The organism is Cupriavidus sp. 09_S30 (genome assembly GCF_056930435.1).
In genome coordinates this window covers 1,631,558-1,647,596 of the sequence record NZ_JBXOWI010000001.1, presented here as the reverse complement: position 1 = coordinate 1,647,596, position 16,039 = coordinate 1,631,558, and the positions used below count along the sequence as shown (strand labels likewise).

The window sequence follows — 16,039 nt, the reverse complement described above, 5'->3', positions numbered from 1 at the left end:
CGGGGTCGACGCGCATTCTATAATACGGCCCTTGCCTGCCGCTACGCCGGCGTGCGCCGGAACCCGCCTGACTCCCGCCGGCTTGCCACGCACGCCCCGCGCGCCTGGCAAGCCGCCGTGGCACGCCATGTGCGGTTGCCGCACCCCGCCCCGGACCGTTGGCGGGGTGTTTGCGTTGAATTCGCCGTCTCCCTTGCGCCACACCGTTCGCCGCCCGTCACAACGACCTTAGCCGCCTCCTGTCACGCCGCAGCCCTTCGCCCGCATCGCGCAGCCGAAGCCCGCCGCCCGCCACGACCCGGCCGCCTCCGCCACCATCCATGCCCGACGCACCGTCCCTTCCGCTCCCCGTCAACCTGCCGCTGCTCAAGCCCGGCCAGCGCCATACCGTGGCCGGCCTGCACGGCTCCGCCGACGCGCTGGCGCTGGCCGCCTACGCCCGCCAGTTGCGGGGGCAGGCGCCGATGCTGGCCGTGGTCTGCGCCAGTGCGGTCGACGCCCAGCGCCTGGCCGAGGAGATCCCCTGGTTCGCGCCGGAGCTGCGCGTGCGCCTGCTGCCCGACTGGGAAACGCTGCCCTACGACAGCTTCTCGCCGCACCAGGACCTGGTCTCCGAACGCCTGGCCACGCTGCACGACATCCAGGGCGGCCAGTGCGACGTGATGCTCGTGCCGGCCACCACCGCGCTCTACCGCCTGGCGCCGCCGTCCTTCCTGGCCGCCTACACTTTCTTCTTCAAGCAGGGTGAGCGGCTGGACGAGGCCGCGCTCAAGGCGCAGTTCACGCTGGCCGGCTACGAGCACGTCAGCGCCGTGATGCGCCCGGGCGAATACAGCGTGCGCGGCGGCCTGATCGACCTCTACCCGATGGGTTCGGCCCTGCCCTACCGCATCGACCTGTTCGGTGACGAGATCGAGACCATCCGCGCCTTCGACCCCGACACCCAGCGCAGCCTCTATCCGGTCAAGGACGTGCGCCTGCTGCCCGGGCGCGAATTCCCGCTCGACGAGGCCGCGCGCACCGCCTTCCGCGGCCGCTGGCGCGAAATCTTCGAAGGCGACCCGACCAAGTCGCCGATCTACAAGGACATCGGCAACGGCGTGCCCTCGGCCGGCATCGAGTACTACCTGCCGCTGTTCTTCGAGCACACCGCCACCGTCTTCGACTACCTGCCGGCCGACTCCCAGCTCGCCTTCATCGGCGAGATCGACGAGGCCGTGCGCCGCTTCTGGGCCGACACCACGCAGCGCTACAACTTCATGCGGCACGACCGCGAGCGCCCGCTGCTGCCGCCGGCCGACCTGTTCCTGTCGGACGAGGCCTTCTTCATCGCCGCCAAGCCCTACGCGCGCCTGGTGCTGCAAGCCGGCGACGGCCGCGGCGAGGCCTTCAGCGCCGCCCTGCCCGACGTCTCGGTCAACCGCCGCGCCGAAGACCCGCTGGTCAACCTGGAAGCGATGCTGCTGGACAAGCAGCGCCGCGTGCTGATGTGCGCCGACTCCGCCGGCCGGCGCGAGACGCTGCTGCAACTCTTTGCCGAAAGCGGCCTGCGCCCGCTGCCGGTGGACGACTGCGCCGCCTTCCTGGCTGGCGACAGCCACTTCTCCATCGTGGTGGCACCGCTGCAGAGCGGCTTCGCCCTGCCCGACGCAGCCGGCGCGCCCGCCTTCGTCACCGAGGCCGAGCTCTACGCCGGCACCGCGCGCCGCGCCGGCCGGCGCAAGCAGGAACAGGCCAGCGCCGTCGACTCCATGGTGCGCGACCTGGCCGAGCTGAAGATCGGCGACCCGGTCGTGCACAGCGAGCATGGCATCGGCCGCTACCAGGGCCTGATCTCGATGGACATGGGCAACGGCGAGGAAGAATTCCTGCACCTCGACTACGAGAAAGGCGCGCGGCTCTACGTGCCGGTGCACCAGCTCCACGTGATCTCGCGCTACTCTGGCGCCGATCCGGAGACCGCGCCGCTGCACCAGCTTGGCTCCGGCCAGTGGGACCGCGCCAAGCGCAAGGCAGCGCAGCAGATCCGCGACACCGCCGCCGAGCTGCTCAACCTCTACGCCCGCCGCGCCGCGCGCGAAGGCTTCGCCTTCCCGCTCTCGCCCAAGGACTACGAGGCCTTCGCCGAGAGCTTCGGCTTCGAGGAAACCCCCGACCAGGCCGCGGCCATCGCCGCCGTCATCGCCGACATGACCTCGGGCAAGCCGATGGACCGCCTGGTCTGCGGCGACGTCGGCTTCGGCAAGACCGAGGTGGCGCTGCGCGCCGCCTTCGTCGCCGTGCTGGGCGGCAAGCAGGTGGCCATGCTGGCGCCCACCACGCTCTTGGCCGAGCAGCACTTCCAGAACCTGTCGGACCGTTTCGCCGACTGGCCGGTGCGCATCGTCGAGCTGTCGCGCTTCAAGACCAAGAAGGAGATCGACGCCGCCGTCAAGCAGATCAACGAAGGCGCCGCCGACATCGTCATCGGCACCCACAAGATGCTGTCCGACGACGTCAAGTTCCAGCGCCTGGGCCTGGTCATCATCGACGAGGAACACCGCTTCGGCGTGCGCCAGAAGGAAGCGCTCAAGACCCTGCGCGCCGAGGTGGACGTGCTCACGCTCACCGCCACCCCCATCCCGCGCACGCTGGGCATGGCGCTGGAAGGCCTGCGCGACTTCTCCGTGATCGCCACCGCGCCGCAGAAGCGCCTGGCCATCAAGACCTTCGTGCGGCGCGAGGAAGACAGCGTGATCCGCGAGGCCATCCTGCGAGAGCTCAAGCGCGGCGGCCAGGTCTACTTCCTGCACAACGAGGTCGAGACCATCGAGAACAAGCGCGCCAAGCTGGCCGAGCTGGTGCCCGAGGCGCGCATCGCGGTGGCGCACGGCCAGATGCACGAGCGCGAGCTGGAACGCGTGATGCGTGACTTCGTCGCGCGGCGCGACAACATCCTGCTGTGCACCACCATCATCGAGACCGGCATCGACGTGCCGACCGCCAACACCATCCTGATCCACCGCTCGGACAAGTTCGGCCTGGCCCAGCTGCACCAGCTGCGCGGGCGCGTCGGCCGCTCGCACCACCAGGCCTATGCCTACCTGCTGGTGCATGATCCGGAAGGCCTGAGCAAGCAGGCCAACCGCCGCCTCGAAGCCATCCAGCAGATGGAGGAACTGGGCTCGGGCTTCTACCTGGCCATGCACGACCTGGAAATCCGCGGCGCGGGTGAGGTGCTGGGCGACAAGCAGTCGGGCGAGATCCACGAGATCGGCTTCCAGCTCTACACCGACATGCTCAACGCCGCGGTGAAATCCCTCAAGGCGGGCAAGGAGCCCGACCTGATGGCCCCGCTGTCGGCCACCACCGAGATCAACCTCGGCACCCCGGCCCTGCTGCCCAACGACTACTGCGCCGACGTGCACGAACGGCTGTCGCTCTACAAGCGCCTGGCCAACTGCGAAGCCGCGGACGCCGTGGACAACATCCAGGAAGAACTGGTCGACCGCTTCGGCCGCCTGCCGCCGCAGGCGCTGGCCCTGATCGAAACCCACCGCCTGCGCATCGCCGCCGTGCCGCTGGGCGTGCGCAAGATCGACGCCGGCGAAGCCTCGCTGGCGCTGCAGTTCGTGCCCAACCCGCCCATTGACGCCATGCGCATCATCGACCTGGTGCAGAAGAACCGGCACATCAAGCTGGCGGGGCAGGACAAGCTGCGGGTGGAGGCAAAGATGCCGGACGTGGCAGCGCGGGCGTTGCAGATCAAGCAGACGTTGCGGCAATTGGGGGCTTGAGGGGGGCGGGGCGGGCGCTGGCGGCAGCTTGGCTGGTCTTCGCTCCAGCGGGCGCCCGCCCTCTCCCCCGTCCCCTCTCCCGCACGCGGGAGAGGGGAGCAAACCGGCGCGACGCGAAACCCGTCGCGCCAGCCGAAGTCGGCGGGTGCGCCAATGCCGTTGGCCAAGCACAGTGTCTTGGCTCCCTCTCCCCTCATGGGGAGAGGGCTGGGGAGAGGGGTGGTCTAGCAAGGCGCCACGCAATGACGAAGCCGCCGGTGTTGTCCAGCACGTCAAGGCAAAACGAAGCCATTGGTCCATGTCCAGCCCTTCACCGCTGGCAAGCGCCCGCCCTCTCCCCCAGCCCCTCTCCCGCACGTGGGAGAGGGGAGCAAACCGGCGCGGCGCGAAACCCGTCGCGCCAGCCGAAGTCGGCGGGTGCGCCAATGCCGTTGGCCAAGCACAGTGTCTTGGCTCCCTCTCCCCTCATGGGGAGAGGGCTGGGGAGAGGGGTGGTCTAGCAAGGCGCCACGTAAAGACGAAGCCACCGGTGTTGTCCAGCGCGTCAAGGCAAAGACGAAGCCATTGGTCTATGTCCAGCCCGTCGCCGCTGGCAAGCGCCCGCCCTCTCCCCCTCTCCCGCACGCGGGAGAGGGGAGCATGGCGGTGGTCGATCATGTGGCGGTGCATCGTCAATCCCCCAAGCCCTACCCTCCGCATTTTGAAGTGCCAAGGCCCTGCGCTGCCCCAAAAGACACCGCCGGTGTGCTCCCCTCTCCCGCTTGCGGGAGAGGGGCCGGGGGTGAGGGCCGGCATCCGCAGCCACGACGCACCATCACAACCCGCAACTGTAGTGGTCCAATGATCTTGGACACCTCAAAAGGTAGACTTTCGGTCAACCAGTGAGGTGTAAATGGGACGTAAAGATTTCTCGGACGAGTTCAAGTCAGATGCGGTCAATCTGGTCTTGGAGCAGGGCTACAGCGTCAGTAAGGCCGCGCAGGCGCTAGGCATTGGCGAGACGGCACTGCGCCGCTGGCTGGGCCAGCGGCAAGCCAAGGCCAAACCGGCGCAGAGCCAGGTCACGAGTGATCTGACCCCGGAGCAGCGCCGCATCCGGGAGTTGGAGCAGCAGGTGGCGCAGTTGGAGCGGGAGCGTGACATCCTAAAAAAGTCCACGGCCTTCTTCGTCAAGGAACTCGATCGCCATACGAAGTGATTTGGCTGATGGAGAAGGCGTGGCCGGTCGCAGTGATGTGCACGCTGCTGGGAATGCCGCGTAGCAGCTACTACGCGTGGAAGGCCAGAAGGGATCGACCGCGTGCCCAGCGTCAGGCGCTGGTGCACGAGGTCAGGGTGATCCATCAAGCCAGCGGGCAAAGCTACGGTAGTCGTCGGATGGCGCAGGAGCTGCGGCGACGCGGCCACGACATCGGCCGGCACCGGGCGCGCGGGCTGATGAAGGAAGCCGAGGTCGTCGTACGCGCTCGGCGCCGGCATTACTACAGCAAGGGCGGCACATCGTCGGCCATCGCGCCAAACCGGCTCAATCGCCAGTTCGAGGTGGCTCGGCCCAATCGGGTCTGGGCTGGGGATGTGACATTTATCTGGACCCAGCAAGGCTGGCTCTACCTTGCCGTTGTGATTGACCTGTACTCACGGCGCGTGGTGGGCTGGGCCTTTTCGTCTTCGGCTGACACGCGCCTGGTGAGTCGGGCGCTGAGGCTGGCGCTGGAGAGCCGACGCCCCGACAAAGGGCTCATGTTCCACTCGGATCAGGGCAGTCAGTACTCCAGTCTCGCATTCCAGGCGATGCTGCACGACGAGGGCATTACCCCCAGCATGAGCCGAGCCGGCAACTGCTGGGATACTCAATCCAAAATACGCTTCGAACGTCGGACCGATCTGACCCGTGCTGGGATTGGCCGAACTGCCTTGGCGTTGACCTGTCGATCGGGTTCCGGCGTTCCCCGAGCATTGCCGGGCCCAACGTTTGTGACCTGATAGGAGCCTTGTCCTGCACCGTGAGTGTCCTGTCCTGCGAGTGGGGTTGGCGATGTGCCCACTACAACGGAAAACACGCATGGAACAAGACGAAGTGATTCTGGGTGTCGACACGCATTTGGATAAGCATGTTGGGGCGGTGATCAGCGGCACGGGCAAGCTCCTCGGCACGCAGTCGGTATCGGCCGACACCAATGGCTATCTCAATCTTCTCACCTGGGCGAGCTCGTTCGGACGCTTGTGCCGCGCTGGAGTCGAAGGGACCGGCACCTATGGGGCTGGCCTGGCCCGCGTGCTACGCGATCATGAGATCGAGGTACTGGAAGTCAATCGTCCTGACCGGGCGGCGCGCCGATCTCGCGGGAAGTCTGATCCCACCGACGCGGAAAATGCCGCGCGAGCGGTCCTCGCCGGGAAAGCATCGGCGATTCCCAAAGAGCAGTCCGGAGCAGCCGAAGCGATGCGAGCGGTCTCTGTTGCTCGTCGCAGCGCCGTCAAAGCCAAGACGCAGGCAATCAATCAGTTGCGGGCATTGCTCGTGAGCGCGCCGCAGGACATCCGAGAACGTCTTCTGAAGACGAAGACGGCGGAATGCGTTGCGAGCTGTGCACGGCTACGCTCGTTGGGCGACACACCGATGTTGCAAACGCTGGCGACCACGCTGCGCTTGCTGGCAAAGCGCTATCTCGCGCTGGTGGAAGAACTCAAGACGCTTGATACCATGCTCGAACGCCTAACCCTCCAGCATGCCAGGCGGCTTCGTGACCGATTCGGCGTTGGACCTCAAACGGCGGCAGTACTTGTTGCCGTTGCGGGCGACAATCCCGAACGCCTGAAAAGCGAGGCAGCGCTCGCGGCGCTTTGCGGCACGAGCCCATTGCAGGCATCCTCTGGAAAAACGGTCCGGCATCGCCTGAATCGTGGTGGCGACCGCGCTGCAAACAACGCCTTATGGACCATTGCCATGGTACGCATGCGCAGCGATCCACGAACACGGGCGTACGTCGAGCGGCGGACCAAGGAAGGCATGTCGAACAAGGAAATTCATCGCTGTCTGAAACGCTATATCGTCAGGGAGCTGTACCCGCTCATTCTGGCCGACCTAGCCGATTCAGCCTGCGCCACTTGACATAGGAGCGTCAACGCAGTGGTGGAGCGGTTTTTCTGCTCACTGAAGGGCGAACGCATACGGGACCGGGCCTACCGCGACCATGCTCAGGCCCAGGCGGACATCACGGACTACGTGCTGTTCTTCTACAACCAGCAGCGATTGCACTCGGCGGCGATGAACATGCCGCCGGCCGAGTACGAGGCTTTCAAACGAAGGGCTGCCTGAAAAAGTGTCCAAGATTACTTGACCACCACAAACCCCCTACCGCACCGCCACGCCAATAGGCTATCGTTGCCCCAGGCACCCATCACCCTCGCATCCCCCAAGAGGCAGCAGAGGAGACACCCCCCAAGCCCCCACCGACAGCACACCCGCATGGACCACCCGGCCCCCTAAGGTGTAGCATCGGCTCCTTAACTAGTTAGTCATGTCAACGATGCAAGCCGATACCTCGAAACAGCCCGCCGCCGATTCCGCACCGCACAAAGGCAGCGCGCTCGACTGGACCCAGCGCCTGGTCTCCTACGACACCACCAGCCGCCACTCCAATCTCGGCCTGATCGAGGCCGTGCGCGACCATTTCCTGGCCAAGGGCCTGCGCCCCCACCTCAGCTACAACCCGCAGCAGGACAAAGCCAACCTCTTCGTCACCGTGCCCGCCGCCGACGGCAGCACCGATGGCGGCATCGTCCTCTCCGGCCACACCGACGTGGTGCCGGTGGACGGCCAGAACTGGACCACCGACCCGTTCAAGCCCGTGATCCGCGACGGCAAGCTGTACGGCCGCGGCACCTGCGACATGAAGGGCTTCATCGGCACCAGCCTGTCGCTGCTGCCCACCATCCTGCAGGCCAAGCTGCGCGAGCCGGTGCACTACGCCCTCTCCTTCGACGAAGAGATCGGCTGCATGGGCGCGCCCTACCTGCTGGCCGAGCTGCGCGAACGCGGCGTGCATCCCTCGGGCTGCATCGTCGGCGAGCCCACCAGCATGCGCGTGATCGTGGCGCACAAGGGCATCAACGCCTATCGCTGCTGCGTCAAAGGCTTCGCCGCCCACTCCTCGCTGACGCCGCGCGGCGTCAATGCCATCGAATACGCGGCGCGCCTGATCTGCTTCATCCGCGACATCGCCGACGAGTTCAAGGCCAACGGCCCCTACGACCAGGCCTTCGACGTGCCCTATACCACCGCGCAGACCGGCACCATCCAGGGCGGCATCGCACTCAACACCATTCCGGCGCTGTGCGAATTCATCTTCGAATTCCGCAACCTGCCCGGCGTGGATCCGGAGGCCCTGTTCCAGCGCATCCAGTCGCACGCCCATGACGTGCTGCTGCCGCGCATGCGCGCCGAGCACCCGGACGCCGACATGGTGATCAGCAAGATCGCCGCCGCGCCCTCGCTGGACGCCGCCGAGCAGGAAGCCATCACCCAGCTCGTGCGCGCCCTCACCGGCGACCGCGACGTCAACAAGGTGGCCTACGGCACCGAGGCCGGCCTGTTCCAGCGGGCAGGCATTCCCGCCGTGGTCTGCGGCCCCGGCGATATCCAGCAGGCCCACAAGCCGGACGAGTTCGTCACGCTGGAGCAGCTCGCCGAATGCGAGCGCTTCCTCGGCAAGGTGATCGACAGCCTGCGCGTGCAGTAAGCAGGGCCCGCCAGCCCGATGCAGTAAGCCCCGTCTACCGTAGTACCCGGGCCGCCCGCCACCAGCGGCGGCCCGGCCTTTGCGTCATGTCCCACAACAATACGAGGAGACAGCATGACAGCAGTATCGGCAGGCAATACCCAGGCCAACGAGGCCACGGAGGCCCACGCAAGCGCCATCGCCCCGGCCTCGCGCCACCCCTGGCGCGCGGTCATCTCCGCCTCCATCGGCAACGCGCTGGAATGGTTCGACCTGGTGGTCTACGGCTTCTTCGCCGTCACCATCTCCAAGCTTTTCTTCCCCACCCAAGACGAAACCACCTCGCTGCTGCTGACGCTGGGCACCTTCGGCGTGTCCTTCTTCATGCGGCCGCTTGGCGCCATCGTCATCGGCGTCTACGCCGACCGCCGCGGCCGCCGCGCCGCGCTCACGCTGTCCATCCTGCTGATGATGATCGGCACGCTGATCATCGCCGTGCTGCCCACCTACGCATCCATCGGCGTGCTGGCACCGCTGGGCATCGTAGTCGCGCGCATGATCCAGGGCTTCTCCGCCGGCGGCGAGTTCGGCAGCGCCACCGCCTTCCTGGCCGAGCACGCACCGCACCGGCGCGGCTTCTACGCCAGCTTCCAGGTCGCCAGCCAGGGCCTCACCACGTTGCTGGCCGCCGGCTTCGGCGCCGTGCTCACCGCCACCCTCACACCCGAGCAGATGCAGAGCTGGGGCTGGCGCGTGCCCTTCCTGTTCGGCCTGGCCATCGGCCCGGTGGCCTACTACATCCGCCGCCACGTCGACGAAACCCCCGAATTCCTGCACAGCGAAGGCACCCAGACCCCGCTGCGTGACACCCTCGGCCACCAGAAAGAACGGCTGCTGCTGGCCATGGGCGTGGTCATCGTCGCCACCGTGTCCACCTATCTGGTGCTGTACATGCCCACCTATGCCGTCAAGCAGCTCGGCCTGCCGCCCTCGGCCGCCTTCGCCGCCACGCTCGCCACCGGCGTAGTGCAGATGGTGTTCGCCCCGCTGGTGGGCCACTGGTCCGACCGCATCGGCCGCATCCCGCTGATGCAGCTCGCCGCCGCCCTGCTGCTGGCCACCATCTGGCCCGTGTTCTGGCTGCTCAGCACCTACCCCAGCTTCGGCATGATGCTGGCCGTGCAGATCGTCCTGGGCCTGATGATGACGCTCTACTTCGGCGCCATGCCCGCGCTGGCCTCCGAGATCTTCCCGGTGCAGACGCGCACCACCGGGCTCTCGCTCAGCTACAACATCGCGGTCACCATCTTTGGCGGCTTTGCGCCGTTTATCTTGACGTGGCTGATCGGGGCCACTGGCAGCAAGCTGGCGCCTAGCTTTTACTTGATCGCGTGTGCGGTGATCAGTTTGTTTGCGCTGATGCGGACGCGGGATCGGTTGGGGATTCGCTAGCGCCGACCGCATCCATTCTCAAGGCGCCGTGCCGGGCGCCTCCCCCCAACAACACAACAATCGGCACAACAAGACGCAAACAGAGGAGAACCATCCCATGGCAGCACGCCGTTCCGCACGCTCCCACCATTCCGCCCGCCTCGCCCTCGGCACCCTCGCCCTGGCCGCTGGCCTGCTGATGCAACCGGCCGCCCAGGCCCAGACCGCCACCGCGCCGCAAGCAGCCACCGCCACCCCAGCCGCCGCCGACCTGCACACCCAGATCGAAACCCGCGCCAAGGCCATCGAAGCCCAACTGATCGCCTGGCGGCGCGACATCCACCAGCACCCCGAACTGGGCAACTACGAAGTCCGCACGTCCAAGCTGGTGGCAGACCACCTGCGCAAGCTCGGTATGGAAGTAAAGACCGGCGTGGCCAAGACCGGCGTGGTCGGCCTGCTCAAGGGCGCAAAGCCCGGCCCCGTTGTCGCCCTGCGCGCCGACATGGACGCCCTGCCCGTCAAGGAACGCGTGGACGTGCCCTTCGCCTCCAAGGCCAAGGGCCAATACCTGGGCAAGGAAGTGGACGTGATGCACGCCTGCGGCCACGACACCCACGTCGCCATCCTGATGGCCACCGCCGAAGTGCTGGCCGGCATGAAGGACCAGCTCCCCGGCAGCGTCAAGTTCATCTTCCAGCCCGCCGAAGAAAGCCCCGCCGACTTCGAACCCAACGGCAGCAATATGTGGGGCGCCAAGCAGATGGTCGCCGAAGGCGTGCTGGACAACCCCAAGGTAGACGCCATCTTCGGCCTGCACGTCAGCAGCGGCCTCGAATCCGGCAAGCTCGGCTGGCGTAGCGGCCCCTCCATGGCCGCCGCCGACCAGTTCTGGATCGACGTCAAAGGCCGCCAGACCCACGGCGCCCGCCCCTGGGCCGGCATCGACCCCGTCGTCGTCGCCTCCCAGATCGTGCTCGGCCTGCAGACCATCCAAAGCCGCCAGGTCAACGCCATGCTGGAACCCTCGGTCATCACCGTCGGCACCATCCACGGCGGCAACCGCATGAACATCGTGCCCGAGAAGGTAGAGATGATGGGCACCATCCGCACCTATGACGAAGGCATGAAGAAAGACATCCATGCCCGCATGAAGCGCACCACCGAAGCGATTGCCTCCAGCTCCGGGGCCGAAGCCACCTTCAAGGTGGTGGAGCTGTACAACGCCACCGTCAACCAGCCTGCGCTGACGGAGAAGATGGCGCCCACGCTGATGCGCGTGGCGGGCAATGGGAACTGGATGATCGTGCCGAAGGCTACGGCTTCGGAGGACTTCTCGTTTTATCAGGAGAAGGTGCCGGGGCTGTTCTTCAACCTGGGCGTGACGCCCAAGGGGACGGACCTGGCCAAGGCGGCCTCCAACCATTCGCCGGAGTTCTATGTGGATGAGCCGGCCTTGGTGAATGGGGTGCGGGCTTTGTCCAATTTGACGGTGGACTATATGGTGATGGCGCAGCGGTAATCGAGGCGACCGGGCGGGTGGGTTGTAGTCAGCCTCCCCCGCCCGTCGCTCATCAAAATCAGCGTAGCGGAGATTGACTCCAGCAGACACCAGCTCGCTTCCTCGCAGCGCTGACACCGCAAACCATCACAGCCGAAGCCGCTCCCAACCACCAAACCGGCCCGCGGCCATCTCCTACTTCACGACACAAGCCATGCAAATTCGTCCGATCCGCCCCGAAGACTACGCCATGTGGAAACCCCTATGGGACGGCTATAACGCCTTCTACGGGCGCTCCGGCTCCACGGCCCTGCCTGATGACATCACCCAGGCGACATGGCAACGATTCTTCAACCCCATCGAGCCGGTATTTGCGCTGGTCGCAGAGCAAGACGGCAAGCTGATCGGCCTGGTGCACTATCTCTTCCATCGCAGCACAACCCGGATTGAACCCGTCTGCTACCTGCAGGATCTCTTCACGGATCAAGGCGCGCGTGGGCGGGGTTGTGGGCGGGCGCTGATTGAAGGGGTCTATGCGCAGGCCAAGCTGGCGGGGGCTCGGCGGGTTTATTGGCAGACGCAGGTGGGGAATACGGCTGGGCGGGCGCTGTATGACAAGGTGGCGGAACACAAGGGGTTTATTGTGTATGCGCACGAAATGCAGAGTTGAGCGGCAACTGCTTATGGAGAACCGACGAGCAGCAATCCGACATCGCCACAACTGCGTGAGCTGACGGTCTGCTTTCGAAAGTGGCCATTCGTATCAGTCGGAATAGACGAACAGTCCGAATTCGACCGATACTCCTCCGGTTGCTGCCACCCCAGCAACCGGGATTGGAAGCCCGAAAACCAGGCGGACCGCGCCACCGGTTGGCGCTCAATCTGACAGGAGACCGCGTCATGCGCCTCTGTGCCTTCGCCCGTCCAGGCTTCCAATCGGCGTGCCGAGCACGCCCAAATCCATCTGACCTCCGCTATCAAGCGCTCGCAAAGCACAAGGAGGCCGCCAATGGATAACCCCCGCCAGCACACCCGCTACGGCCTCACCGCCGAGTACCGCAACGCGGATATCCATCTCCACTCGCGCGCGCTCTGCGAGACACCGCTGACCCTCGCCGCCGAGAAATCGGCGCAGCTCTATGCCCTGCTCTTCCTGGCCCGTGACTGCGCGGAGTCGGGCACGTTCGGCGATCTGAACGCGGAGATTCAGACCCGCGTGCTCACGTTGGCCGCTGGGTTGGCGCATGAGACGCTGGTGTTGAGTGAGTTGGCGGCGCAGTACGAAGTTGACTCGACTACTGCATAACCCTTGAGGCGAGGCCGGCTTGATTGGGGCGTAGCCGAGCCAGTCGCCCACTCGCAGATGCAAACGTTCCGCGGTGTCTACCTCAGCCAGCTGCGAGCGTGAAAGAAAGGCGCCTTCGAGGCCAGATAGTACAATCTACGACATCAATTTCCGAGCCGTTGGGCTCGATCGCGACCGCCGACAGGAAAAATGAATACTAACAGTCACAATAGTTGGGGTGCGCTGCTATGCGACGGGCGCCGAAAGCATGATGAGCGCACTTCGGCTCCGAAAGAGGTCTCGCCAACGGATGCGGATGGTAAGACTCCCAAGACTGGCGAACTGCGAACAGAGATCGAGCGAGATCACGACCGAATTCTTTTTTGCACTCCAGTCCGGCGCATGGCCGACAAGACGCAAGTTTTTCCGCTCGACCGTAACGATAGCGTACGTAACCGGCTCACTCATTCCCACGAAGTGTCAAACCTAGCCCGGAGTCTGGGTGTTGTCTTGGTGCATAGCTCCAAAGTGGCGACGGACGTACGGGATGCTGCACGGAACATTCCCGCGTTACTCGCAGCTGTCGGGCTTGTTCACGATCTAGGTAACCCCCCTTTCGGCCACCAAGGCGAGGCGGCCATTCAGAGTTGGTTTAAAGACAACGAGGAAGATGTCGCCGGAGACAAAAATAATCGGATTCTTACAAAAGCGCAATATCAAGACTTTTTGAAGTTTGAAGGTAACGCGCAGACCTTCCGTCTTGTCACACGCTTGCAGTTGCTGAATGACAACTTTGGCTTAGATTTGACGTATGCCACGCTCGCCGCGATGATGAAATATCCCGTCGGATCAGGGCAGACAGAAGCTAAATCACACGTTGGCAAAAAGAAACATGGCTTCTTCGAATCTGAACGAGAAATTGCAGAGAGCGTTCTAAAAAAAGTTGGACTGCGCCTGGCCACGCGCCATCCCATGGCGTACGTCATGGAAGCGTGTGACGATATTGCATATGCTGTGCTCGACATCGAAGATGCTGTGAAGAAAGGGCTGGCATCGTTCTCCGATTTGATGGCATATCTTAGTCACCAAGCGGCTGAAGACGTCGTCGTTAAGGAGCTGGTTAAACAAAGCGAGGAGAAGCACAAGGAGTACCGTGAAGCAAACCTGTCCCCAGCGGAGCTCAATGACGTCTCGATGCAGCGTTTTCGTGTGTTCGCGATCGGCGCCATGGTGCAAGCTGTAACCGATGCTTTTTTTGAACATCAGGCCTCGCTGATTTCTGGAGAGCAACCGAAGGCTTTGCTCGAACTCTCCCGCGCACATCTTCTTCGAAAACTGCTCGGCAGTTTTGCTCGAACATACGCATTCCAGCATCGCTCGGTACTTGAGATCGAATTGCGAGGCTATAATACGATTCGTGGGCTAATGGATATTTTCTGGAATGCCATCGCAGACACCAATCCAGTTGAAGGAAAGTTGCTGCCGGACAATCCATACGACCGCTATGTCTACACGCGCATCTCAGAGAACTATCGACGGGTTTATAATGACCCAGCCAGAGAGGTGAAAGCTCTTCCGCTCCGATATCGACAGTGCCTGCTATTGACGGACATGATTTCTGGCATGACTGACTCTTATGCCATCAATTTGCTCGCCGAGCTAATCTCATTCAAAAGTAGGCACTGAGAGAGTACCGTGACAGTGACTCACACCCGGAGCAGGCTAGTGCAATATCTCACCAATGGAGGTGAGAGGCGCGCCCCGCTGCGTCGGTTCCTGCAAACTCTTGCAACCGAACTCTCCGATAGCGCCATTTTCGGCGGCATGATTAGGGACTTTGGATTGGGGTATGCTCGCTCATTCCGTTCGGATATAGATATTGTTTCGATGTCGTCGGCGAACGAGATCTACGCGCTTATAAAACCATTCGATCCCGTCCGCAACAAATTTGGTGGCTTTCGTTTTTCCGCAGCCGGGATGCTTTTCGACGTATGGTCATTCGCTGACACTTGGGCAATCAGAGAAGGAATTGTCCAAGGGCGCAAGCTCGAAGATCTTTGCAAAACGACATTTTTTTCCCTTGATGCAGCTATTTTTCGGCTGCAAGAGCGGAGTTTGGCGGCAGCGCAAGACTACGAAGAAAATTTATCTCGGCGCGTTTTGGGAATCAATCTCATCCATCATCCATTTCCCGAGCAAATAGCAAAGCGTGCCATACGCATGACTATTGCGAAAGACCTTTCAATGACTCCCGAACTTTGCGAGTTCATCGTTCGCACGCTTGCTCCGGGGATGGCCGAGGGTAATTACGAGTACTTTGTGACTCGGCTGCGACGTCATCTAAATTCATCACCGGAGCTGCACTTCAGATGCGGTGTGCAATTGCCGATTTGGCCTCGTGGAGAAATGCACGCAAGCTCGCCTGCCGATACCCATTAGGACAGCAGCCCTATTAAACCCTTCGCTCAGAGTACATTGTATCAAGCAAGAATTGGCCAGCGATGATCCGGAAGGGCTAGCGGACATGCCAATACCGATATCCGAATGACGACTTCGGCGCAGGACTTACTGGCCATCGAGAAGGTATGGATGATCGGTGAACCTTGGCAGTTGCCATTGGAGCGAAGCGGGATTTTGTGGCAGTTTCGGTCGAAGGCGCTATTTGTACCAGTCCGATCCTTTGTGCGAGACACTCAGCGAGTGTCAAATGCGACACCAAAGTGACCTCCCGTCGCAGAATCGGCGCGTGGCTATGTCCGGTCCTTCTTCGCACTCGACTCCGTAGCGCCCAGGCGCCTTGCACGGAGATCCAGAGGCCCATACTCACGCCGCTGACATCGCCATCGAGAAATCGGTGTGGCTCTCTGCCCCGCTCTTCCTGGCCCGCGGCTGCGCGGAATCGGGTACCTTCGGCGACTTGAACGCGGAGATCCAGAACCGCGTGCTCACGCTGGCCGCGGGACTGGCGCATGATACGTTGGTTTTGAGTGAGTTGGTGGCGCAGGACGAAACCGACTCGGCCACTGTGTAACCCTTCGAAGCGAGGCCGGCTTGATGCCGGCCTCGGCGGGTCTCAGTGCACAAATGCCACGACCAACCCATCCTTCGCAGCCAGCCCAACTGATCGCAGCTACGAAAGCTGCCGGCCAGGATCTACCCTTCGTGACCCGCGCTTACGTGTCTTTTTGCCCCAATTGGCGGTCAGTGTGAGGCCACTCTTCGTCTTACTGACACTTCGCGAAGCATTGCTTCTGTTGCTGCTGATAGGCATTCGGACCGTCATGGACCTGCATGCGGAAGACCTGGATGTCCTCTCTGCTCGCAA

General features: G+C 63.5%; 12 protein-coding genes and 1 pseudogene. All 13 read left to right on the top strand.

The annotated features are described in order from the left end of the window. Positions 1-320 precede the first annotated feature (320 nt). The 13 genes and pseudogenes from mfd to AC1Z3O_RS07890 all read left to right on the top strand — a co-directional run bounded on the left by mfd (position 321) and on the right by AC1Z3O_RS07890 (position 15,745). The gene (mfd, locus tag AC1Z3O_RS07950) at positions 321-3,776 is read left to right on the top strand and encodes a transcription-repair coupling factor (RefSeq protein WP_483514965.1); all 3,456 of its coding nucleotides are present in this window, start codon (positions 321-323) and stop codon (positions 3,774-3,776) included. A gap of 892 nt (positions 3,777-4,668) precedes the next feature. Then, positions 4,669-4,974, top strand: a complete 306-nt coding sequence (locus AC1Z3O_RS07945; RefSeq protein WP_483514964.1) for a transposase — start codon at positions 4,669-4,671, stop codon at positions 4,972-4,974. Positions 4,975-4,982: 8 nt separating this feature from the next. Beyond that, positions 4,983-5,759 carry an IS3 family transposase gene (locus tag AC1Z3O_RS07940; protein WP_483514962.1) on the top strand — a complete coding sequence of 259 codons (777 nt, stop codon included), beginning with the start codon at positions 4,983-4,985 and terminating at the stop codon, positions 5,757-5,759. 79 nt (positions 5,760-5,838) lie between these two features. Further along, the gene (locus AC1Z3O_RS07935; RefSeq protein ID WP_483514960.1) at positions 5,839-6,888 is read left to right on the top strand and encodes an IS110 family RNA-guided transposase; all 1,050 of its coding nucleotides are present in this window, start codon (positions 5,839-5,841) and stop codon (positions 6,886-6,888) included. Between the two features lie 12 nt (positions 6,889-6,900). Next, positions 6,901-7,095 (top strand): annotated as a pseudogene (locus tag AC1Z3O_RS07930) (IS3 family transposase); the annotation flags it as partial. 211 nt (positions 7,096-7,306) lie between these two features. Continuing rightward, positions 7,307-8,518 carry an acetylornithine deacetylase gene (gene argE, locus AC1Z3O_RS07925; protein ID WP_483517544.1) on the top strand — a complete coding sequence of 404 codons (1,212 nt, stop codon included), beginning with the start codon at positions 7,307-7,309 and terminating at the stop codon, positions 8,516-8,518. 114 nt (positions 8,519-8,632) lie between these two features. Next, positions 8,633-9,949 carry an MFS transporter gene (locus AC1Z3O_RS07920; protein ID WP_483514959.1) on the top strand — a complete coding sequence of 439 codons (1,317 nt, stop codon included), beginning with the start codon at positions 8,633-8,635 and terminating at the stop codon, positions 9,947-9,949. Between the two features lie 97 nt (positions 9,950-10,046). Continuing rightward, a complete protein-coding gene (locus tag AC1Z3O_RS07915; protein WP_483514957.1) occupies positions 10,047-11,450 on the top strand; it encodes an amidohydrolase in 1,404 nt (467 codons plus the stop codon). Positions 11,451-11,643: 193 nt separating this feature from the next. Then, the gene (locus tag AC1Z3O_RS07910; RefSeq protein ID WP_483514956.1) at positions 11,644-12,099 is read left to right on the top strand and encodes an N-acetyltransferase family protein; all 456 of its coding nucleotides are present in this window, start codon (positions 11,644-11,646) and stop codon (positions 12,097-12,099) included. Between the two features lie 339 nt (positions 12,100-12,438). Next, a complete protein-coding gene (locus AC1Z3O_RS07905; protein ID WP_483514954.1) occupies positions 12,439-12,735 on the top strand; it encodes a hypothetical protein in 297 nt (98 codons plus the stop codon). A 189-nt stretch (positions 12,736-12,924) separates the two neighbouring features. Further along, positions 12,925-14,400, top strand: coding sequence for a dGTP triphosphohydrolase (gene dgt, locus AC1Z3O_RS07900; protein WP_483514953.1), 1,476 nt, complete (start codon positions 12,925-12,927; stop codon positions 14,398-14,400). Positions 14,401-14,439: 39 nt separating this feature from the next. Further along, entirely contained in the window at positions 14,440-15,153 is a 714-nt protein-coding gene (locus AC1Z3O_RS07895) for a hypothetical protein (RefSeq protein ID WP_483514952.1), read from the top strand. Between the two features lie 415 nt (positions 15,154-15,568). Further along, entirely contained in the window at positions 15,569-15,745 is a 177-nt protein-coding gene (locus AC1Z3O_RS07890; protein WP_483514951.1) for a hypothetical protein, read from the top strand. The last annotated feature ends 294 nt before the right edge of the window (positions 15,746-16,039 follow it).